General features: G+C 65.6%; 19 protein-coding genes. 6 read left to right on the forward strand and 13 right to left on the reverse strand.

Annotated features, from left to right (window positions below):
• Positions 1–56: 56 nt before the first annotated feature.
• The gene (locus tag AB3X99_RS20865; protein ID WP_368618012.1) at positions 57–1490 is read left to right on the forward strand and encodes an ATP-binding protein; all 1434 of its coding nucleotides are present in this window, start codon (positions 57–59) and stop codon (positions 1488–1490) included.
• An 18-nt stretch (positions 1491–1508) separates the two neighbouring features.
• A complete protein-coding gene (locus AB3X99_RS20870; RefSeq protein WP_069264661.1) occupies positions 1509–2051 on the forward strand; it encodes a response regulator transcription factor in 543 nt (180 codons plus the stop codon).
• Positions 2052–2119: 68 nt separating this feature from the next.
• On the opposite strand, the gene hslU is transcribed toward AB3X99_RS20870, so the two are convergent.
• The 9 genes from hslU to AB3X99_RS20915 form a co-directional block, all read right to left on the reverse strand.
• Entirely contained in the window at positions 2120–3469 is a 1350-nt protein-coding gene (gene hslU / locus AB3X99_RS20875; protein WP_069264664.1) for an ATP-dependent protease ATPase subunit HslU, read from the reverse strand.
• Positions 3470–3505: 36 nt separating this feature from the next.
• Positions 3506–4042 carry an ATP-dependent protease subunit HslV gene (gene hslV / locus AB3X99_RS20880; RefSeq protein ID WP_238465739.1) on the reverse strand — a complete coding sequence of 179 codons (537 nt, stop codon included), beginning with the start codon at positions 4040–4042 and terminating at the stop codon, positions 3506–3508.
• Positions 4043–4381: 339 nt separating this feature from the next.
• Complete coding sequence (gene dksA, locus AB3X99_RS20885) at positions 4382–4801, reverse strand: RNA polymerase-binding protein DksA (RefSeq protein WP_028203189.1); 420 nt, start codon at positions 4799–4801, stop codon at positions 4382–4384.
• 592 nt (positions 4802–5393) lie between these two features.
• Positions 5394–6479 (reverse strand): GTP-binding protein, encoded by a 1086-nt coding sequence (locus tag AB3X99_RS20890; RefSeq protein ID WP_368618179.1) that lies wholly within the window; start codon positions 6477–6479, stop codon positions 5394–5396.
• A gap of 221 nt (positions 6480–6700) precedes the next feature.
• Positions 6701–7915 carry a class I SAM-dependent rRNA methyltransferase gene (locus tag AB3X99_RS20895; protein ID WP_368618013.1) on the reverse strand — a complete coding sequence of 405 codons (1215 nt, stop codon included), beginning with the start codon at positions 7913–7915 and terminating at the stop codon, positions 6701–6703.
• 63 nt (positions 7916–7978) lie between these two features.
• Entirely contained in the window at positions 7979–8881 is a 903-nt protein-coding gene (gene xerC / locus AB3X99_RS20900) for a tyrosine recombinase XerC (protein WP_368618180.1), read from the reverse strand.
• A gap of 57 nt (positions 8882–8938) precedes the next feature.
• Positions 8939–9622 (reverse strand): DUF484 family protein, encoded by a 684-nt coding sequence (locus tag AB3X99_RS20905; RefSeq protein ID WP_368618014.1) that lies wholly within the window; start codon positions 9620–9622, stop codon positions 8939–8941.
• Positions 9623–9752: 130 nt separating this feature from the next.
• On the reverse strand, positions 9753–10619 hold the full coding sequence (gene dapF, locus AB3X99_RS20910) for a diaminopimelate epimerase (protein WP_368618015.1): 867 nt from the start codon (positions 10617–10619) through the stop codon (positions 9753–9755).
• 58 nt (positions 10620–10677) lie between these two features.
• The gene (locus tag AB3X99_RS20915; protein WP_368618016.1) at positions 10678–11565 is read right to left on the reverse strand and encodes a lipid A biosynthesis lauroyl acyltransferase; all 888 of its coding nucleotides are present in this window, start codon (positions 11563–11565) and stop codon (positions 10678–10680) included.
• A gap of 272 nt (positions 11566–11837) precedes the next feature.
• On the opposite strand from AB3X99_RS20915, the gene metK reads away from it, so the two are divergent.
• Positions 11838–13028, forward strand: a complete 1191-nt coding sequence (gene metK / locus AB3X99_RS20920) for a methionine adenosyltransferase (protein WP_028203182.1) — start codon at positions 11838–11840, stop codon at positions 13026–13028.
• Between the two features lie 125 nt (positions 13029–13153).
• On the opposite strand, the gene AB3X99_RS20925 is transcribed toward metK, so the two are convergent.
• A complete protein-coding gene (locus tag AB3X99_RS20925) occupies positions 13154–13522 on the reverse strand; it encodes a hypothetical protein (protein WP_069264679.1) in 369 nt (122 codons plus the stop codon).
• A gap of 525 nt (positions 13523–14047) precedes the next feature.
• On the opposite strand from AB3X99_RS20925, the gene AB3X99_RS20930 reads away from it, so the two are divergent.
• Positions 14048–14809, forward strand: coding sequence for a phytanoyl-CoA dioxygenase family protein (locus tag AB3X99_RS20930; RefSeq protein WP_342949110.1), 762 nt, complete (start codon positions 14048–14050; stop codon positions 14807–14809).
• A 22-nt stretch (positions 14810–14831) separates the two neighbouring features.
• Here the strand turns inward: AB3X99_RS20930 and AB3X99_RS20935 are convergent, their stop codons facing one another.
• A complete protein-coding gene (locus AB3X99_RS20935; protein ID WP_069264683.1) occupies positions 14832–15038 on the reverse strand; it encodes a DUF3185 family protein in 207 nt (68 codons plus the stop codon).
• A 233-nt stretch (positions 15039–15271) separates the two neighbouring features.
• On the opposite strand from AB3X99_RS20935, the gene mgrA reads away from it, so the two are divergent.
• A complete protein-coding gene (mgrA, locus tag AB3X99_RS20940; protein WP_342949109.1) occupies positions 15272–16315 on the forward strand; it encodes an L-glyceraldehyde 3-phosphate reductase in 1044 nt (347 codons plus the stop codon).
• Between the two features lie 169 nt (positions 16316–16484).
• Positions 16485–17513, forward strand: a complete 1029-nt coding sequence (locus AB3X99_RS20945) for a fatty acid desaturase (protein WP_368618017.1) — start codon at positions 16485–16487, stop codon at positions 17511–17513.
• A gap of 130 nt (positions 17514–17643) precedes the next feature.
• Here the strand turns inward: AB3X99_RS20945 and AB3X99_RS20950 are convergent, their stop codons facing one another.
• Together AB3X99_RS20950 and AB3X99_RS20955 are read right to left on the reverse strand one after the other, a co-directional pair.
• Positions 17644–17829: a hypothetical protein gene (locus AB3X99_RS20950; RefSeq protein WP_028203177.1), complete on the reverse strand. Its 186-nt coding sequence runs from the start codon at positions 17827–17829 to the stop codon at positions 17644–17646.
• Positions 17830–18203: 374 nt separating this feature from the next.
• The gene (locus tag AB3X99_RS20955) at positions 18204–19445 is read right to left on the reverse strand and encodes an MFS transporter (RefSeq protein WP_368618018.1); all 1242 of its coding nucleotides are present in this window, start codon (positions 19443–19445) and stop codon (positions 18204–18206) included.
• Positions 19446–19450: the final 5 nt, after the last annotated feature.

A 19450-nucleotide genomic window follows, 5' to 3' on the forward strand; every position in this document is an offset into this window, starting at 1 on the left:
AAGCAAACCCTTTCAAGATGATGAATCAGATAAGTCTTAACCGGTAAACTGACAGCATGCATCGCATAACCGTCAGTGCTCGCGTCAATCTCAGCCATCTGTTCTGGCTGCGCAGTCTCGCCATCATCGGCCAGCTCTGCACGATCGCGTTCGTGCAACTCTTCATCGGCGTGCAGTTGCCGTTGCCCGCCATGCTGTTCGTGATCGCCATGGAAGTGGCGTTCAACGGCGTGACCTGGCTGCGCGTCACGCAGGATCGTCCCGAATCGAATCTCGAACTGTTCGGCCAGCTCTGGGTCGATCTCGGCGCGCTTTCCGCGCTGCTCTTTCTCTCCGGCGGTACGACCAATCCGTTCGTCTCGCTGTACCTGCCCTCGCTCGCCATCGCGGCCGCCGTGTTGCCGTGGTATCTCACCGCCTGGCTCGCGGCCTTCGCAGTGGCCTGTTACGTGCTGCTCGGCTTCGATAACGTGCCGCTCAATCTCGACAATCCCGCCAACCTGTTCGACTACTATCGCGCGGGCATGTGGGTGAACTTCATGGTGAGCGTGTGCCTGATCGTGTGGTTCGTCGCGCGCATGTCGCGTGCGCTGCGCCAGCGCGACACCGCGCTCGGCGACGCGCAGCAGCGCCTGTTGCGCGACGAGCGTGCCGTGGCGCTGGGCGTGCAGGCCGCCACCGTGGCGCACGAGATCGGCACGCCGCTCTCGACCATCGCCATGCTCACCGAGGAGCTGCGCGACGTCGCGCGCACGGACAAGGGCCTCGAACCGTATGCCCCCGACCTCGAACTGCTCGACAAGCAGATCTCGCTTTGCACCTCGGCGCTCGCACGACTCAGAAGCCGCGCCTCATCCACCGGCGCGCGCCAGCTCGTGAGCGAATGGCTCGGGCCGTTCGTCGAGCAATGGCGCCTGCGCCATCCGCACGTGAAGTTCGAACTCCTCGACAATGGACTGAACGACTTCGCCCTCGACGACGCCGTCGCCGTTGGCCAGATCCTCACCATCCTGCTCGACAACGCCGCGCGCGCCAGCCGCGATTTCGTGACGCTGCGCGCCTATGCGGCCGCGCGGGCCGGCTACGTCGATTTCGAAGTTTGCGATGCCGGGCCCGGCATTCCGTCCTCGCTGCGCGCTTCGCTGGGCGCCGCGCCCGTGGACAGCACCCAGGGCGGTCACGGCGTCGGGTTGTATCTGGCGTTTTCGTCGGCGGCGCGGCTTGGCGGCTCGATCGAACTCAACGACGTCACGCCGCCCGGCAGCGCGTCGGGCGAAGTGAGCGGCGCGGATGACGAGACGTCGACCGGCGCCGTAACCGGCAGCGGCACGCGCACGCGCCGTCCACGCGGCACCCGTGCGGTGTTGCGCTTGCCGGCGAAGCAGGTCAAGGCGGGTCAGGCGAACCCCGCGGCGGCGCGCGAAGGCGCAGCGCCCGCGAGTTCGGAGATTGGATCAGGCGAGGGGCCGACCCGGTCCGACGCCGCGTAACAACACGGAGAATCAGGCATGAGCGATATGAGTTTTCTGGTCATCGACGACGACGAAGTGTTCTCCGACATCCTCACGCGCGGCCTCACGCGGCGCGGCTTCGAGGTGAAGCAGGCACACAATGCGGAAGAGGCGATTCGCTTCGCCAATCAGCAGAAGTTTTCGCAGATCACCGTGGACCTGCATCTCGGCAACGACTCGGGCCTGTCGCTCATCGCGCCGCTGCGCGAACTGCAGCCGGACGCACGCATGCTCGTGCTCACGGGCTACGCAAGCATCGCCACAGCGGTGCAGGCCGTGAAGGACGGCGCGGACAACTATCTGGCCAAGCCCGCCAACGTCGAGATGATTCTCTCGGCACTCCAAAGCGATGCGAGCGCCGTGCAGGCCGAAGAGGCCATCGAGCACCCGGCGCCGCTCTCGGTCGCGCGCCTAGAATGGGAGCACATCCAGCGCGTGCTGGCCGAGCACAACGGCAACATTTCGGCCACGGCGCGCGCGCTCAACATGCACCGCCGCACGCTGCAGCGCAAGCTCGCGAAGCGCCCGGTGCGCCAGTAAGCACAGTCCGGAGCGGTAAAAGAAAAGGGACCCCGCGGGGTCCCTTTTTCATGCGTCATGCGTAACGTTTAGAGCACGTAACGCGACAGGTCTTCGTCCTGCGCCACTTCGCCGAGCGCGCGGTCGACATAGGCAGCGTCGATCGTCACGCTCTTGCCCGCGTGATTGCCGGCCGCGAACGAGACATCTTCCAGCAGCTTCTCGATCACCGTGTACAGACGGCGCGCGCCGATGTTCTCGGTCTTCTCGTTCACGGAGAAGGCGATTTCCGCGAGGCGGCGAATCCCGTCTTCGGCGAAATCGAGCTGCACGTCCTCGGTGGCGAGCAGCGCCTGATACTGCTTCACGAGGCTCGCGTCGGTCGCGACCAGAATCGCTTCGAAGTCCTTCACGGAGAGCGAGTCGAGTTCCACACGAATCGGGAAACGGCCCTGCAGTTCGGGAATCAGATCGCTCGGCTTCGAAAGATGGAACGCGCCGCTCGCGATGAACAGAATGTGATCGGTCTTCACCATCCCGTATTTCGTGTTGATGGTCGTGCCTTCCACGAGCGGCAGCAGATCGCGCTGCACACCCTGACGCGAAACTTCGCCACCGCTGCCTTCGTTGTTGCGCGAGGCGATCTTGTCGATTTCGTCGAGGAACACGATGCCGTTCTGCTCGACGTTCTGCACGGCCTTTTGCTTGACCTCTTCGTCGTTGAGCATCTTGCCGGCTTCCTCGTCGGTCAGCAGCTTGAGCGCTTCCTTGACCTTCACCTTGCGGCGCGTTTTCTTGCCGCCGCCGAGATTGGCGAACATCGAGCGGATCTGCTCGGTCATGTCTTCCATGCCCGGCGGCCCCATGATGTCCATGCCCACTTGCGGCTGCTCGACGTCCAGCTCGATTTCCTTGTCGTCGAGCTGGCCTTCGCGCAGGCGCTTGCGGAAGGTCTGGCGCGTGGTGTTGTCGCCGCTTTCGGCGTGGCTCGCCGCATCGGACGAACCGAAGCCTACCGGGCGCGCCGTCGGCAGCAGGATGTCGAGAATGCGGTCTTCGGCCTGATCCGTGGCCTTGCTGCGCACCTTGCGCATTTCCGTTTCGCGCGTCTGCTTCACCGAGATTTCGATGAGGTCGCGCACGATGCTATCCACGTCGCGGCCCACGTAGCCCACTTCGGTGAACTTGGTCGCTTCGATCTTGATGAACGGCGCGTCAGCGAGCTTCGCGAGACGACGCGCGATTTCGGTCTTGCCGACACCCGTCGGCCCGATCATAAGGATGTTCTTCGGCGTGATTTCCTGGCGCAGCGGCTCGGCGACCTGCTGGCGGCGCCAGCGGTTGCGCAGCGCGACGGCCACGGCCTTCTTCGCGTTCGCCTGGCCGATGATGTGCTTGTCGAGTTCCGAGACGATCTCGGCGGGGGTCATGGTGCTCATCCTGATTCCTTCTCGTCGGTACGGTCGGTTGGCGAGTTATTCGATGGTTTCGATCACGCGGTTGTGATTCGTGTAGATACACATGTCGCCCGCGATCTCGAGCGATTTTTCGACGATCTCGCGCGGCGAGAGTTCGGTGTTCTCCACGAGCGCGCGAGCCGCGGCCTGCGCATACGCGCCGCCCGAACCGATCGCGCAGATGCCTTCTTCGGGATCGAGCACGTCGCCGTTGCCGGTGATCACGAGCGTGGTGGTCGCGTCGGCGGCGATCAGCATGGCTTCGAGGCGGCGCAGCATGCGGTCGGTGCGCCAGTCCTTGGCGAGTTCGACGGCGGCGCGCGTGAGGTTGCCCTGATGCTTTTCGAGCTTGGCTTCGAAGCGGTCGAGCAGCGAGAACGCGTCGGCGGTGCCGCCGGCGAAGCCGACCATGACCTTGCCGCCGTAAATGCGCCGGACCTTCTTCGCGCCACCCTTCATGACGATGTTGCCGAGGGTGACCTGGCCGTCGCCGCCGAGCGCGACCTTGTCGCCGCGCCGCACGGATACGATCGTCGTGCCGTGAAATTGCTCCATGTGCGTTCCTTTTTACCGTTGATGCCGGGTTGGATGCGAAGGTGGTATGCCTGCCGCTTTCGGGTGGGCGCCGCGGTGCTCGCGCGCCGTGCACGCTGCGGGCGCGGCCGCCCTGAATCCGGGTGCGTCGCGCGCGCTTTTCGCGCGCCGCGAGCGCATATCACCTGGAGTTTAGGGCGGCGATGGGCATATCAAGGGCCGCGGGCGCAGAAAACGGCACGGCGGCTCGGTGGCGCCGCGGCCACGCGCAAAAGAAAAAAGCGCACGGGGCTCCGTGCGCTTCGACAGGGAAGGCAAGTCGCTAGCCGCGCAAGCAGGGCTTCGCGGCCAGAATAAAGCTCAATCGCCGAACAGCTTCTGGCGCAGTTCGCGTCGCTCTTGCGCTTCGAGCGAGAGCGTGGCGGTCGGGCGCGCGAGCAGACGCGGGATGCCGATCGGCTCGCCCGTTTCTTCACACCAGCCGTAGTCGCCGGAATCGATGCGCGCGAGCGATTGCTGCACCTTCTTGAGCAGCTTGCGTTCGCGGTCGCGCGTACGCAGCTCGAGCGCATGCTCTTCTTCGATCGTCGCGCGGTCGGCCGGATCGGGAACGATCACGGTTTCGCGCAGATTCTCGGTGGTCTGGCCCGCATTGCGGAGGATTTCCGCCTGCAGCTGTTCGAGCCGGTTCTTGAAGAAGGCGAGCTGATCCTCGTTCATGTAATCCTTGTCGCTCATCTTCAGGATTTCGGCTTCGGTCAAGAGTCGTTTCGTCGTCATCTGGCTTGCTTCTTCAATGAGTGAGGCAAAACTGGCACATCTTGCCTGCACTTTTGTGTTGCCCGCAGTGGCCGCGGTGGCCGTTACCAACCTTTACCACTTTGCCAGGCGCAGTTACCGCGCCGTTATATGCGCGCTGGCGGGCACGGACGATGAACTGTCGTGACGCCCGAAGCGCCGCTGCGGGGCCGAACTCCTCTGGAAACCGGTCATCAGATGCTTGTGAGGCATATATCGTACCGACTGCGCGCTGCGACGCGATGCGCTGCCGGCGGGGCGTCCCTCGGGAATTCCGGGGCACCTCTCTTCCAGTGGGGCCGTATTGTAACCGAACCGCAAACTCGCGCCGCAAGCGGGAAATCCCTGCTGCCACCCGCCTGTCGCCAGGCCGTTTGCGCACCGGTCGATATCCAGAAAATATAACGCGCCAATCGTGAAAAAGCGATGGTCGGGTACGTTATTTGACGCACAGAACCGGAAGGAATGCTTTGCGCCGGCCGCAAACCTGGCGCCGGCGCTGCGTCGCAGTGCAAACTCCAGACGAAAACGCCCGGCAGCGAGCCGGGCGTATCGGGAAAAGCGGGGGAGCCGCTCAGGCGAGGCAGGCGTCGAGCCCGTCGGTGATGAGGTCCTGCGGCAGTTCGATGCCGATGAACACCATCTTGCTGCCCTTCTTCTCGATCGGCAGCCACTTGGCGGCCAGGTCGCTGCCCATCATCTGGTGCACGCCCTGGAACACCACCTTGCGGTCCACGCCCTTCATGTAGAGCACGCCCTTGTAGCGCAACAGGCGCTCGCCGTAGATCTGCAGGATGCCGCCGAGGAAGTCTTCGAGGCGGTTCGGATCGAACGGACGGTCGCTGCGGTAGACGAACGACTTGATCTTGTCGTCGTGGTGTGCGTGATGGTGGTGGGCGTGATCGTGGCCTTCGTGGTCGCACTGGCCGTGATCGTGGTCGCAATCAGCGTGGTCATGGTCATGCGCGTGGTCATGGTCATGATCGTGATGCGCATGAGCGTGATCGTCTTCGGCGAGGAAATCGGGGTCGATTTCGAGCTTCGCGTTCAGGTTGAAGCCGCGCAGGTCGAACACTTCCTTGATGTCGGCCTCGCCGAAATTGACCTGGCGGATCTGCGCCTTCGGATTCATGTGCAGCACGCGATGGCGCAGATCGGCGAGTTCATTCTCGTCGACGAGGTCGGCCTTCGTGATGAAGAGGCGGTCGGCGAAACCGACCTGGCGCTGCACCACTTCGTGCTCGTCGAGCTGATGGTTGCCGTGCTTGGCGTCCACGAGCGTGATGATCGCGTCGAGCAGGAATTCGTCGGCGATCTCGTTATCCATGAAGAACGTCTGCGCGACCGGGCCCGGATTGGCGAGGCCGGTGGTTTCGATCACCACGCGGTCGAAGTCCAGCTTGCCGTCGCGCCTTTGCTGCGCGAGATCGCCGAGCACGCGCGCGAGGTCGCCGCGAATCGTGCAGCAGATGCAGCCGTTGCTCATCTGGATGATCTGCTCGGTGCTGTCCTGCACGAGGATTTCGTTGTCGATGTTCTCTTCGCCGAACTCGTTCTCGATCACGGCGATCTTCATGCCGTGCTTCTCGTTCAGGATGCGCTTGAGCAGCGTGGTTTTACCGCTGCCGAGAAAGCCGGTCAGGATGGTGACGGGAATCATGCTGGTTGCCATGCTGTCTGCCTGGTAGGTGTTCGAGGGGTACGTTCAGGCGCGCCGCTTCGTGCTGTCGCTGCCTTCGAGTGTTACAACATAACTTCCTATTGAAACATATCTGCGCCGCGCCCGCATGCGGCGGCCGGGCGTGAGACCCAATCGGGGCGCGAACAGGCGGCCCGAAAGGCGTTCCGGCGCGGCGCCGAAAAGCCTCAAGTAAGGCCGTCTCAGGCGATTTGCAACAGCAGGCCTTTCAGATATTCGCCTTCCGGAAATGCCGTGAGCAGCGGATGATCCACACCGGCGCCAAGGCGCTTGAGGATACGCGCGTCCACCCTGGCGTCGGCGGCGGCGCCCGCCACGATCTTCTGGAACAGCGCCGAATCGATCGCACCCGAGCACGAGTACGTGAACAGCAGACCGCCCGGACGCAGCAGCTTGAAACCCGTGAGGTTGATGTCCTTGTAGGCGCGCGCGGCGCGGTCCACGTGTTCGCGCGAGGCCGCGAACTTCGGCGGATCGAGCACCACGAGATCGAAGCGCTCGCCATCGTCGTAGAGGCGGCGCAGCGTCTTGAAGGCATCGGCGTCGAGCCAGGCGGCGAGCGCGGCGTCGAAGCCGTTCGCCTCGACGTTTTTCTGCGCGGTGGCGAGTGCTTCGCCCGAGGAATCGATCGACACGACCCGTTTCGCACCGCCCTTCATGGCCGCGAGCGAGAAGCCGCCGGTGTAGCAGAAGCAGTTGAGCACCTCGCGCTCGCGCGCGTACGTCTGCACGAGCGCGCGGTTGTCGCGCTGATCCACGTAGAAGCCGGTCTTGTGCCCGTTGCGCACGTCCACGTGATAGCGCACGCCGTTCTCGCTCGTGATGATCGTGGCCGGCGGTTCGTCGCCTGCGAGCAGGCCGGTGATCTGTTCGAGCCCTTCCTTTTCGCGGATCGACACGTCCGAGCGCTCGTAGACGTTCGGGCAGCCCGTGGCCGACGTGAGCGCGGCGACGATCGCCTCCTTCCACGCCTCGACGCCCGCCGCCATGAACTGGCACACGAGCTGGCCGCGGCCGCTTTGTGCAACATCAACGCCGTCTTCGATGTAGTAGTCGACGATCAGACCAGGCAGGCCGTCGGCCTCGCCGAAGATCAGGCGCACCGCGCCCGTGCCGCTCACCATCGCGCGGCGGTCGGCCACGGCGCGCTGCACGCGTCGCTTGAAGAACGCGTGGTCGATGGGCTCGTTTTCGTCGAAGCTCCACACGCGTGCGCGAATCTGCGAATGCGGGCTGTAGGCGGCGCGCCCGAGGAAGCGGCCGTCGGCCGAGCGCACGATCACGGTCGCGCCTGGCGCGGGCTTGCCTTCCACGCGGTCGATCGCGTTCGCGTAGACCCACGGATGGCGGCGCAGCAGGGATTTTTCTTTGGACGGCTTGAGGGTGACGATATTCATGATGGCTTCGATGCTGGGTAACGGCACTCGTGTCGCGCAGCGTTGCGCGAGCGCCGTGGCGTATCAATCGCGCTTCTTGGCGCGCGGATGCGCGGTGTCGTAGACCTTCGCGAGATGCTGAAAGTCGAGCGACGTGTAGACCTGCGTGGCCGAGATGCTCGCGTGGCCGAGCAGTTCCTGCACGGCGCGCAGGTCGCCGCTCGACTGCAGCAGGTGGGTGGCGAACGAGTGCCGCAGCACGTGCGGGTGCACGTTCGCGGGAATGCCCGCCGCGATGGCGGCGCGCTTCACGCGCTCGCGCACCACGCCGGGCGCCATGCGGTTGCCGCGCACGGAGAGAAAAAGCGGGGCGTCGTCGTGCTTCACGAAGGCACTGCGGGCGGCGAGCCAGGCGTCGAGCGCGTCGAGCGCCTTGCGCCCGACCGGCACCATGCGGTGACGGTTGCCCTTGCCCAGCACCTCGACTTCGGCGGCGTCGCGCTTGAGCCAGCCCGCCGATTCGTAGCCGTCACGCTTGACGTAACGCACGTCGAGTCCCACGAGTTCGGCGAGCCGCAGTCCCGACGAGTAGAACAGCTCGAGCATCGCGCGGTCGCGCAGCGCTTCCGGGCCGCCTTCTTCCGAGCCGGCGATGGCGGGCGCTTCCATGAGATGCGCGGCGTCGTCGACGGAAAGCGCCTTCGGCAGCGTTTTGGCGCGCTTGGGCGCACGCACGGCGGCCACGGGATTCGCGTCCATTTCGATGCGCCCCGCGAGCCAGCGATAGAAGGCACGCCAGGCCGACAGCCGGTGCGCGATCGAGCGCGCCGAGAGGCCGCCCGCGTGCGCGCGGGCCACCGCGCCGCGCACTTGCGCGGGGGTAACCGTTTCGAGCGGCTTGCCGTTGGCGAGCTTCTTCAGCTCGTCGAGTTCATGCGTGTAGCCGCGCAGCGTGTGCTCCGAGAGCCGCCGCTCGTGTTCGAGCATCGCGAGATAGGCGGCGATCGGATCGGTTGGGTTCACGTTGGGCGGTTTCGGTGTGCGTCAGTGCGGCAGCAGGCGCGAGAGCGCCGCGCTCGCCAGTGCACCGATCTGCGTGAGAAAGTCGGTGGCCATGCCTTCGTGGAAGCGGCGCGGGTCGGTCGAGCCCATCACCAGCAGGCCGAAAGCTTCACCCCCTGGCGCGTCGTTCGAGGCCACAGCGGGGGCGCGCAGCGCGATGATCGCGACCGATTCGGCGGCGCCGTCGCTCGAGTCGAGCCATTGCGCGGCCTCGAAGCCGGTGTTCGCGCCGCAATACGGCGTGTCGAGACTGTTCGCGAAGATACGCACTTCCTCGCCGGTATGGCGCGCGAAATCGGCCTGGCTGTAGGACTCGGCGACGTCCCAGACGCGCAGCGCGGCTTGCGGCATGTCGAAAACGTCGCGCAGGTTCTGCGTGATCGAGCGCGGCAGCGCGTACGGGTCGCGCTCGGCGATCATGCGCGTGGTCCAGCGGTTGAACTTCGCGGCGATCGAATCGTTCTCGTGGCCATAGCGCAGCAGCTCAGAAAGACGCCGCTCGAGATGCTTGTTCTTCTCGCGCAGCATTTCCATCTGGCGCTCCTGCAGCGAGACGGCAGCCTTGCCGTGCGGATTGCCTAGCTTGATCGTCGCGAGCAGTTCGGCGTGCTCAACGAAAAAATCGGGGTGGGCGAGCAGATAGTCGGCAACTTCGCGATCGTTCATGTTGTGGACGCGTTGTAGTTGTGAGGCGCGCACGGCGGCGCGCAGTCTGTCATGCGGTTGATTGTTTTCGAGTATTCGTGCGGCGCGACGTTCTCTCGTTGCGCGCGCCGTACGAGGCCGATGTTGCGTGTCAGTCGGCCAGCTCGATCTCGCCTTCGAACACCGTGGCGGCCGGCCCCGCCATGGTGAGCGCGGCGGATTCGTCGCGCGCGCCGTCCCAGGCGATGGTCAGCAGGCCGCCGTGGGTATGCACCTTCACGGGCGTGTCGAGCAGCCCGCGGCGAATGCCCGCCGCCACGGCCGCGCATGCGCCCGTGCCGCACGCGAGCGTTTCGCCCGCGCCGCGCTCGAATACGCGCAGCTTCACTTCGTGGCGCGAAACGATCTGCATGAAACCGGCATTCACCTTGTTCGGGAAGCGCGCATGCGTTTCGATGACCGCGCCTTCGGCTTTTACCGGGTACGCCTCGACGTCGTCGACGACCTGCACCGCGTGCGGATTGCCCATCGAGACGACCGATACCCAGCGCCGGGTGCCGTTCACGTCGAGCGGCCAGAGCGTGTCGTTGCCTTCGCGGCGGCCTTCCAGGCCGTTCGCGTTGAACGGCACGAGCGCCGGCTCGAACTCCGGGCGGTCCATGTCGACGACGACTTCACCGTTTTCCTGCACGACGAGCGTGATCGTGCCCTTCTGCACCTGCACGCGCACGCGATTCGAATTGGTGAGCTTGCGGTCGCGCACGAATTTCACGAAGCAGCGCGCGCCGTTGCCGCAGTGCTCCACCTCGCCGCCGTCGCAATTGAAGATGCGATAGCGGAAGTCGACGCCTTCCACGGTCGGCTTCTCGACCAGCAGCAACTGGTCCGCGCCGATGCCGAAATGGCGATCGGCGAGCGCGCGCACACGCTCGGGCGTGAGCGCGAGGTCCTGGCTGTAGCCGTCGAGCACGACGAAGTCGTTGCCCGCGCCGTGCATCTTGGTGAATTTGAGTTTCATGCCGGTATTGTAAGCGAGGCCCGGGCGAAAACCCGGGCCCGGGTCGTGTGCGCAACGCTCAGTGATAGACGCTCGGCTCGCCTGGCGGGCGCGTCTTGAAGCGCTTGTGGACCCAGTAGTACTGCTCGGGAATGTGCGGAATCTGTTCTTCGAGGAAGGCGTTCATGCGGCGCGCGTCGAGATCGTCGTCGCCGGTTGGATAATTTTCCCAAGGTTTGAACACTTTCAGCCGATAACCCTTGTAATTGGGCAACACCTCGCCGATGAACGGTACCACCTGCGCATGACCGACCTTCGCCAGACGTCCCACCGCAGTCAGCGTGCACGCCGGCACGCCGAAGAAGGGCACGAACGTGGAATTGCGCATGCCGTAGTCCATGTCGGCGCCGAGCATCACGGGCTTCTTGTCGCGCAGCCAGCGCAGCACGGCGCGCGCGCTGTCCGCGCGGCTCACCATTTCCGCGCCGAAACGGCTGCGTCCCGCCTTGGCCGCGGCTTCGAATTCCGGGTTCGAGAACGGCTGGTAGAGCGAGCCGCACGGCCGGTGCAGCGAGTAGTTCAGAAACATGGAGCCCGCCTCGATGCCCACGAAATGCAGGCCGAGAAAGAGCGTCGGCGGCAGGTGCGGATCGGTGAGATCGATCTCGCTGTCGAGTTCGACGATCTTTTCGAGCTTCTTCGCCGAGGCGAACCATTGCACGCTGCGCTCCATGTAGCTGCGAATGGCGTGGCGAAAGTGCAGCCCCGCCACTTCCTCGCGCTTTTCGTCGCTCCATTCGGGGAAGCACAGCCGCAGATTCGTATGAACGACGCGCTTGCGCCGGCTCGGGATCTTGTAGAGCAGCCAGCCGAGGCCGTCGCCCAGACGCGCGACGAAGCCATAGGGCAGGATCGCGAACAGCTTGAGCAGGCCGATGGCGAAACGGGAGCCGAGTTTGCCTATCATGCGGCAACTCCGCTGCAGGGCTTGCGAACTGTGAAGGGGGCGATGAGCGGCACGCGGGAGAGACTCTGCGACAATTTAAGGAAGTCGCTATAATAAGGGCTTCGCCGAGTTAATAGACAACTTGCGGGGCGAAGCCGGTGGGCTGTGAACTGCGCGTAATCGAACGCGAATCATGGCAACCGGGCAGCAATTCCGCTAAAGCGTCGCCGCTTCAAAGCTCCCGAAGCTGGCTACGTGAACTCAACCGTCACCAGCTACAAGGAGCTAGACACGTGGCAAACGACTATTTCTTCACCTCCGAATCCGTCTCCGAAGGCCATCCGGACAAGGTCGCCGACCAGATCTCGGACGCGATCCTCGACGCCATCCTCACGCAAGACAAGTACTCGCGCGTTGCAGCGGAAACGCTGTGCAACACGGGTCTCGTCGTGCTGGCCGGTGAAATCACCACGACGGCCAACGTCGACTACATCCAGGTCGCGCGCGACACCATCAAGCGCATCGGCTACGACAACACCGACTACGGCATCGACTACCGCGGCTGCGCGGTGCTCGTCGCTTACGACAAGCAGTCGCCGGACATCGCCCAGGGCGTGGACCGCGCGCACGACAACAACCTCGACCAGGGCGCCGGCGACCAGGGCCTGATGTTCGGCTATGCGTGCGACGAAACGCCCGAGCTGATGCCGCTGCCGATCCACCTGTCGCACCGTCTGGTCGAGCGCCAGTCGAACCTGCGCCGCGACGGCCGTCTGCCGTGGCTGCGTCCGGATGCGAAGTCGCAGGTCACGATTCGCTACGTCGACGGCCGGCCGCACGCCATCGACACCGTCGTGCTCTCCACCCAGCACTCGCCGGACATCGACCTCGGCACGCTGCGCGAAGCCGTGATCGAGGAAGTCATCAAGCCGGTGCTGCCGGCCGAGTTGATCAAGGGCGACATCAAGTTCCTCGTGAACCCGACCGGTCGCTTCGTGATCGGCGGCCCGCAGGGCGATTGCGGTCTCACGGGCCGCAAGATCATCGTCGATACGTACGGCGGCGCAGCCCCGCACGGCGGCGGTGCGTTCTCGGGCAAGGATCCGTCGAAGGTGGACCGCTCGGCAGCCTACGCCGGCCGTTATGTCGCGAAGAACATCGTGGCCGCCGGCCTCGCGTCGCGCTGCCTGATTCAGGTGTCGTACGCCATCGGCGTGGCCGAGCCGACCTCGGTCATGGTCAACACGTTCGGCACCGGCAAGGTTTCGGACGCGACGATCACGAAGCTCGTGCGCGAACACTTCGACCTGCGTCCGAAGGGCATCATCCAGATGCTCGACCTGCTGCGCCCGATCTACGAAAAGACCGCCGCTTATGGCCACTTCGGCCGTGAAGAGCCGGAATTCTCGTGGGAAGCGACCGACAAGGCGCTGACTCTGGCCGAAGCCGCCGGCACGGAGCCGGTGAGCGCAGCCGTCGCGTAAGCGTTCGCATAAGCCGGCCTCGCGCCGGCTCAAGTGAAGCAAGCGAAGAAAAACCCCGCAGGGCGCAAGCCCGTGCGGGGTTTTTTGTTTTCTGCGGATCGCGCGGCGTGGGTCGCGCGCGGGTCTCAGCGCATCGCGAAGCCGAACCAGCCCGCACTGCTCGCGGCCATCCGGCGCGGCTTGCGCGTGCTGCGCGCCACATGAACCGTGGAAGGCGCGGCGAGCGTGCGCAGCGGTGCATTCGGACGATACAGCAGCGTGCGCAGCGAGAAGTGACGCGAGCCCGAGCGCATGCGCAGCACGGCGAAGAACGAGTGGAACCAGCTGCGCATGCCGTCGACGGGCTTCGCTTCGCGCACTTGTTGCGTGAGCGCGCGGGTGCGGGCGGCGTGGTGTCGCAGTGCGCGCACGAGGTGACGGCGGGCTGGGCGTGCCGCTTTCAGGGCAGTGTGGGCGGCGTGGGTCATGCGTTGAGTATCGAAGAGGGTATGCATGGCGGTTGAGCAATCGGGTTCGAGGTGCGCCTTGCGCGACGCTTTGCATCGAGCAGCAAACGTGCCTGTCTTTCAGGGCGTCACGATGTCGGTGGACGGGAGACGGGCCGCATGGCGCGGCGTAGGACGCGACGCGACGGATTCTTCTGTTGGAGCACCTTGTGTGGCAAGGCGTTCACGGCGATCCGTCCGTGCGATGAGAATTCGGCGAAGTCGAACAACATCGCGACAGGCTACACGCGAATCGTGACCGCAAAAAGTCGGTTAATACCCGGCCCTGCGCGTCTTTGATGCACACGATCCCGCCCTTTGTCTTCATCGCGGTGCGCGTGCGCCATTCGCGTGCGGCTCGATCCGAGGCGCGCATGGAGCCACTTCGTGTGAGCGCGTGGTCCTTCCCGCCGTGCCGGCACGCTTTACAATCGATGAGTCGGCGCGCGCCGACGCCTCAGCCTTATCGTTTGACGAAGCGACGAACGCAGGCTGCGGCCCTTGCTCGCATCGAGATCGCATAACGGAAGTCCCATGTCAGTCCATTCAAAGAAAGAACAGGTGCAGGCGCTGCGCGAGCGCGGCTTCGTGGTCGTGCCAGGGCTCGTTTCGCCCGAGCGCTGCGAGGCGATCAAGCGGGTTGCGCAGGAGCAGTTGCAGGCGGCTGCGGCGCCGCTCGAATTCGAAGCCGATTTGCGCTACCCCGGCGCGCCCGAATCGAAGGCCGCTCCCGGCGGCCACACGGTGCGGCGCCTGCTCGACGCCTACTCGCGCCACGCGCTGTATCGCGAGTGGGCCACGTCGCCGGAAATCGCGGGATGGATGGAGCTGTATTTCGGCGAGGAGCCGGTCCTCTCGCGTGCGCATCACAACTGCATGATGACGAAGCACCCGCACTACGGCAGCCTGACGGGCTGGCACCGCGACGTGCGCTACTGGTCGTTCGAGCGCGACGACCTCGTGTCGGTCTGGCTCGCGCTCGGGCCGGAGAAGATGGAAAACGGCGGTCTATGGTTCGTGCCGGGCTCGCATGACGCGCCGTTCACCTCGGACAGGTTCGACGCCGCGAAATTCTTCCGCGCCGACCTGCCCGAGAACAAGGCGTGGATCGATCGCGCCATCGCCCCGACGCTCGCCGCCGGCGATGTGGTCTTCTTCCACTGCAACACGCTGCATTCGGCGGGGCAGAACCAGAGCGATCAGGTGAAGTTTTCGCTCGTGTACACCTATCACGGCGCGAGCAACGTGCCGCTGCCGGGCACGCGCTCGGCGTCGAAGCCCGAGGTGAGGTTCTGAGGCGACGCAGTCGTGCTCTTCGTTAGCGCCGACGCCCCGACATCGCAAGCCCGGTGATGCCCGCGAGCGTCGCGGCGATGCCGCCCCCAATCAGGAGGATCGTGCGATTGGTGGGCGCGCCGGTAAAGAGGCGCGACATGTCGTTCGCGAACGAATGGAGCGACTGGCCGCCGAAGTACAACAGGACGACGCCACAGGCGATGAGCGCGATCGAAATCGCTTTGGCCATGAACAACCTCTCGCAAAGGATGGACGCCGCAGTGTAGGCGAGCGGCCGCGGCGCGTCCAGGGTGCGGTTTTTTCACCGGCCTGACACGCGCTCTCCATCGCCTTTCCCGCATAGTGGGCATCTGCACGGCTTGGGCGGATTGGCTAACATAGCTGCCTCACGCGAGCGTCGCGCCCACGGCACGTCGCGCCCATCCCTTCGCTCACTTCCCGTTTTCGCCGAGGATTCAGATCATGGCTTACGAAGCAGCCTCAGAACGCTATTCGGACATGCAGTACCGCTTTTGCGGCAAGTCGGGGCTCAAGCTGCCCGCGCTGTCGCTCGGTCTGTGGCACAACTTCGGCGACACCACGCCGATCTCGACCCAGCGCGACATCCTGCGCACCGCGTTCGATCTCGGCATCACGCACTTCGACCTCGCGAACAACTACGGGCCGCCGTACGGCAGTGCCGAAACCAACTTCGGCCGCATTTTCAAGGACGATTTCCGTCCTTACCGGGACGAACTGCTGATCTCGTCGAAGGCGGGTTGGGACATGTGGCCGGGCCCGTACGGCCAGGGCGGCGGCTCGCGCAAGTACGTGCTCGCGAGCCTCGATCAGAGCCTGCAGCGCATGGGCCTCGACTACGTCGACATCTTCTATTCGCACCGCTTCGACGTGGAAACGCCGCTCGAAGAGACGGCGGGCGCGCTGGCCACGGCCGTGCAGCAGGGCAAGGCGCTCTATGTCGGCATCTCGTCGTATTCGCCCGCGAAGACGCGCGAAATGGCGCGACTGCTCGCCGAATACAAGGTGCCGCTGCTCATTCACCAGCCGTCGTACAACATGCTCAACCGCTGGGTCGAGGAAGAACTGCTCGACACGCTCGAGGACCTGGGAACGGGCAGCATCGCGTTCACGCCGCTCGCGCAGGGCGTGCTCACGAACAAGTACCTGAACGGTGTGCCCGAAGACGCGCGCGTGAACCGTCCGGGCGGCGGCTCGCTCAAGAGCGAGCACCTGAGCGAGCAGAACATCGAGCACGTGCGCAAGCTCAACGACCTCGCGCTGCGCCGCGGCCAGAGCCTCGCGCAGATGGCGATCGCCTGGACGCTGCGCGGCGGCCGCGTGACCTCGGCGCTGATCGGCGCGAGCCGCGCGGAGCAGGTGCGCGAGAACGTCGCGGCGTTGAAGAACCTCGAGTTCTCGAAGGAAGAACTCGCGGAGATCGACCGCTATGCGACCGAAGGCGGCGTGAACCTGTGGGAGAAGCCGTCGACCGATCAGCCCATCTGAGCGGCACGCTTCTGCCTGCTTGCCGGCGCAAGGAACCGCCTCCTCGCGAGGCGGTTTTTTATGCGCGAACGATAGGCCTTACATCGGCCGTGGCCGCGCGGCGCGCCGTTCTTCGCTTTGTCATGTGGCCCTGCTAACGTCGCGGCAGCCTTTGCCGCGAGGAATCACCATGGAGTTCTCGAGCGCCGAAACTGAAGCGCTTTCCCCGTCCGCCACCCGCGCTGAACCCGCCAGGCGGCCAACCCACTCGCCCCAGCCCGCAACGGCGGCTCGCACCAACGCCGCGCTGATCGCATTCGCGTTCACCGCGCTCTGCTACGAACTCGTCGGATTGCCGCTCTTGCTGGACGCAACGGGCGGCCCGACGCTCGCCTTGCTGGCGACGCTCGCCCCCGTCGTGCTCGCCACGCCGATCCACTGGGGCCTCATTCACGAAGCTATCCACGGACAGCTGGCGCGCGACCGGCGCGTGAACGAATGGCTCGCCCGCGCGCTCGCGATCGGTCTGGCGATGCCGTTCGACGCCGTGCGTTTCGGACACCTGATGCATCATCGCTTCACGCGCGAGCCGTTCGACCGGCCCGATGTGCACGACACGCACGGCGCGAGCGGCCCGCGCTGGCGTCGTCGCGTGGCGTACTACGGGCGGCTGATGGGCGGCCTCTACCTCGCCGAATTGCTGCTGCCGCTCTTGGCGTTCATGCCGGGGCGGCTCGCGCGCGCGATCATCGAGCGCGGCGTGGGCGCGCATGGCCGCGAAGGCGTGCAGGTGCAGCGGCTCTTCGCGAACCACGCCACCGATCCCGTGAGGCGCGGCCGTGCGCGGCGCGACTGGCTTGCGTCGCTCGCCCTCTATGCGGCTTCGTTCGCGCTCTACGGCAAGGCCTGGCCCGTGCTGCTCGCGGTGATGTATCTGCGCGGACTGTGGCTCTCGCTCGCCGACAACCTGCCGCACTACGGCGTCGCGCTCGACGAACCGGGTCGCGCGCGGGATTTTCGCGTGCCGCGTGCGCTGGGCGTGCTGCTGATGAATCACCATCTGCATCGCCAGCATCATCTGCGTCCGACGCTGCCGTGGACGGCGCTGCCCGCGCTAGCACACGCCGAAGAGGCCGCAGGCGCGTCTGCGCGAACGGGCTATCTGGCCGCTGCGTTGCGTCAGTTCAAGGGCTTGCAGCCGGGGGGCGATCCCGGCTGAGGAGGGGGCAAGCGAATGCCGCGCGTGCGCGCAAGCCGCGGCGCTTCGAGCCGCGAGGATTCCGCTTCGTCGGTTCGCGCGTCTGCGCATCGCGAGCCGCCGTGCGTAGGGAGCGTACGGCAGACGTCCGCTACATCAGCGCCGGCAGTGTCTCGACGAGTGCAACGGCCGCGAGTACGCCGATCAGCGCGCCGATCACGCGCAGCGTGTTGTGTCTGAATTCCGTTGCGCACGGCACTGCGCCAAGAAAGAGCGCGCCAGCGAGGGCCATCGGGATGATCATCACGAAATCGCCGATCGTGAAATAACCTTCCATGCTTGTCTCCTGTCGATCCGGAGTGAGTGCTTCAGCACTGACTCCGGTCCCATGCAGGGGTTGCGTATCGTATGGGCGACGAAGGCTCGCAGTGGTTGTCGTTCTCGTCGCCATGCCGATGGCATGGCGCTGCGGCCCCGGGCCTGAAATCGAGTATAGGTGAGGCCGGCGAGCGCGGCGGCACGCGTGAGCGCCGCGAGGCTTTCCGTGAATCTCCTGTCGCGCCGCAAAAGCCCGCCAGAGGCGGAGTTCCGCTGCGGTGCGATGCGCGCGGCGCGCAAATCGCCAGTCGTCTGAATATTACGGACGCCTTTCGATTGCGGTGGCCCGCGGCACACAGAGGCGCGGGTGCGAACGTTGCATGCCGCGCGGGCTCAGGCCGCTCCGGCGCGCTCGCGCGCGCGCAAGGTGAGCGCGAGTGCTAGGCCCACGACCAGCAGCACGATCACGAGGCCGGCCACGCCGCCCCAGCCTGCACCGGCCCAGAAGTGTCCGCCGATCGAACCCATCACGCTCGACCCGAGGTAGTAGGCGAGCAGGTAAAGCGCAGCCGCCTGGCCCTTCGCTTCGCGCGCGAGGCGCCCAACCCAGCCGCTTGCTACTGCGTGCCCCGCGAAGAAGCCGATGGTCAGGCAGGCGATGCCCGCGGCAATCGCCGTGAGCGGCGCGAACAGCGTGAGCACGACGCCCGTGAGCATCAGCGCGAGACTGGCGATCAGCACGCGGCCGCGCCCGAACGTGTCGGCCATGCGGCCCGACCACGGCGAGGCGACCACGCCCGTCAGGTAGACGAGGAAGATCGCGCCGATGGCCGCCTGGCTCATGTGATAAGGCGCCGCGATCAACCGGTAGCCGATGTAGTTGTAGACCGTGACGAAGCTGCCCATCAGCACGAAGCCCATCACGAACAGCATGGGCAGACCCGGCCGCGCGAAATGGCGCAGCAGCGCCGCGCGGTGATGCACGAAACCGAGGCCGCTCTTCGGCGCGAAGTGGCGCGAGGGCGGCAGCAGCGAGCGGAACGCGAACATGGAGGCGAGCCCGAGCACGCCAATCACGGCCACGGCCGCACGCCAGCCGAACAGATCGGTGACGATGCCCGTGATCACGCGCCCCGCCATGCCGCCGATAGCCGTGCCGCCGACGTAGAGGCCCATCGAGAGACCGAGACCGTCCGGGTGCATTTCCTCGGCGAGCCAGGCCATGGCCACCGCGGGCACGCCGCCGAGCGCGATGCCCAGCAGCGTGCGCAGCACGAGCAGCTCATGCCAGTGCGGCACGAAGGCGGTGGCGAGCGTGAGCAGCGACGAGGCGCACAGCGATGCGGTCATCATGCCGCGCCGGCTCCAGCCTTCGGAGACGAAGCCCGCGACGAAGATCGCAACGGAAAGCGCGGCCGTGGTGAACGAGAGCGAGAGGCTGCTCTGCGCGGGGCTCACGCCGAAGGTCTGGGAGAACGCGGGCAGGAGCGGCTGCACGCAGTAGAGAAGCGAAAAGGTGGCGTAGCCGGCGAACAGCAGCGCGAGGCTTGCGCGCCAGAATGCGGGGGTGCCGCGTTCGATGTACGGAACGGCGGAGGGCGCGGAAGTGCGCGGGGCGCCCGGTGATGCAGTCACGACAG

The organism is Paraburkholderia sp. BR10882 (assembly GCF_040948855.1).
Taxonomy (GTDB): Bacteria; Pseudomonadota; Gammaproteobacteria; order Burkholderiales; family Burkholderiaceae; genus Paraburkholderia; species Paraburkholderia nodosa_A.

What these genes read in the sequence shown, in the direction of transcription:
- AB3X99_RS20865 (WP_368618012.1), top strand. Translation starts at nt 57, where the DNA reads ATGCATCGCATAACCGTCAGTGCTCGCGTCAATCTCAGCCATCTGTTC.
- AB3X99_RS20870 (WP_069264661.1), top strand. Translation starts at nt 1,509, where the DNA reads ATGAGCGATATGAGTTTTCTGGTCATCGACGACGACGAAGTGTTCTCC.
- hslU (WP_069264664.1), bottom strand. Translation starts at nt 3,469, where the DNA reads ATGAGCACCATGACCCCCGCCGAGATCGTCTCGGAACTCGACAAGCAC.
- hslV (WP_238465739.1), bottom strand. Translation starts at nt 4,042, where the DNA reads ATGGAGCAATTTCACGGCACGACGATCGTATCCGTGCGGCGCGGCGAC.
- dksA (WP_028203189.1), bottom strand. Translation starts at nt 4,801, where the DNA reads ATGACGACGAAACGACTCTTGACCGAAGCCGAAATCCTGAAGATGAGC.
- AB3X99_RS20890 (WP_368618179.1), bottom strand. Translation starts at nt 6,479, where the DNA reads ATGATTCCCGTCACCATCCTGACCGGCTTTCTCGGCAGCGGTAAAACC.
- AB3X99_RS20895 (WP_368618013.1), bottom strand. Translation starts at nt 7,915, where the DNA reads ATGAATATCGTCACCCTCAAGCCGTCCAAAGAAAAATCCCTGCTGCGC.
- xerC (WP_368618180.1), bottom strand. Translation starts at nt 8,881, where the DNA reads ATGCTCGAACACGAGCGGCGGCTCTCGGAGCACACGCTGCGCGGCTAC.
- AB3X99_RS20905 (WP_368618014.1), bottom strand. Translation starts at nt 9,622, where the DNA reads ATGAACGATCGCGAAGTTGCCGACTATCTGCTCGCCCACCCCGATTTT.
- dapF (WP_368618015.1), bottom strand. Translation starts at nt 10,619, where the DNA reads ATGAAACTCAAATTCACCAAGATGCACGGCGCGGGCAACGACTTCGTC.
- AB3X99_RS20915 (WP_368618016.1), bottom strand. Translation starts at nt 11,565, where the DNA reads ATGATAGGCAAACTCGGCTCCCGTTTCGCCATCGGCCTGCTCAAGCTG.
- AB3X99_RS20925 (WP_069264679.1), bottom strand. Translation starts at nt 13,522, where the DNA reads ATGCATACCCTCTTCGATACTCAACGCATGACCCACGCCGCCCACACT.
- AB3X99_RS20930 (WP_342949110.1), top strand. Translation starts at nt 14,048, where the DNA reads ATGTCAGTCCATTCAAAGAAAGAACAGGTGCAGGCGCTGCGCGAGCGC.
- AB3X99_RS20935 (WP_069264683.1), bottom strand. Translation starts at nt 15,038, where the DNA reads ATGGCCAAAGCGATTTCGATCGCGCTCATCGCCTGTGGCGTCGTCCTG.
- mgrA (WP_342949109.1), top strand. Translation starts at nt 15,272, where the DNA reads ATGGCTTACGAAGCAGCCTCAGAACGCTATTCGGACATGCAGTACCGC.
- AB3X99_RS20945 (WP_368618017.1), top strand. Translation starts at nt 16,485, where the DNA reads ATGGAGTTCTCGAGCGCCGAAACTGAAGCGCTTTCCCCGTCCGCCACC.
- AB3X99_RS20950 (WP_028203177.1), bottom strand. Translation starts at nt 17,829, where the DNA reads ATGGAAGGTTATTTCACGATCGGCGATTTCGTGATGATCATCCCGATG.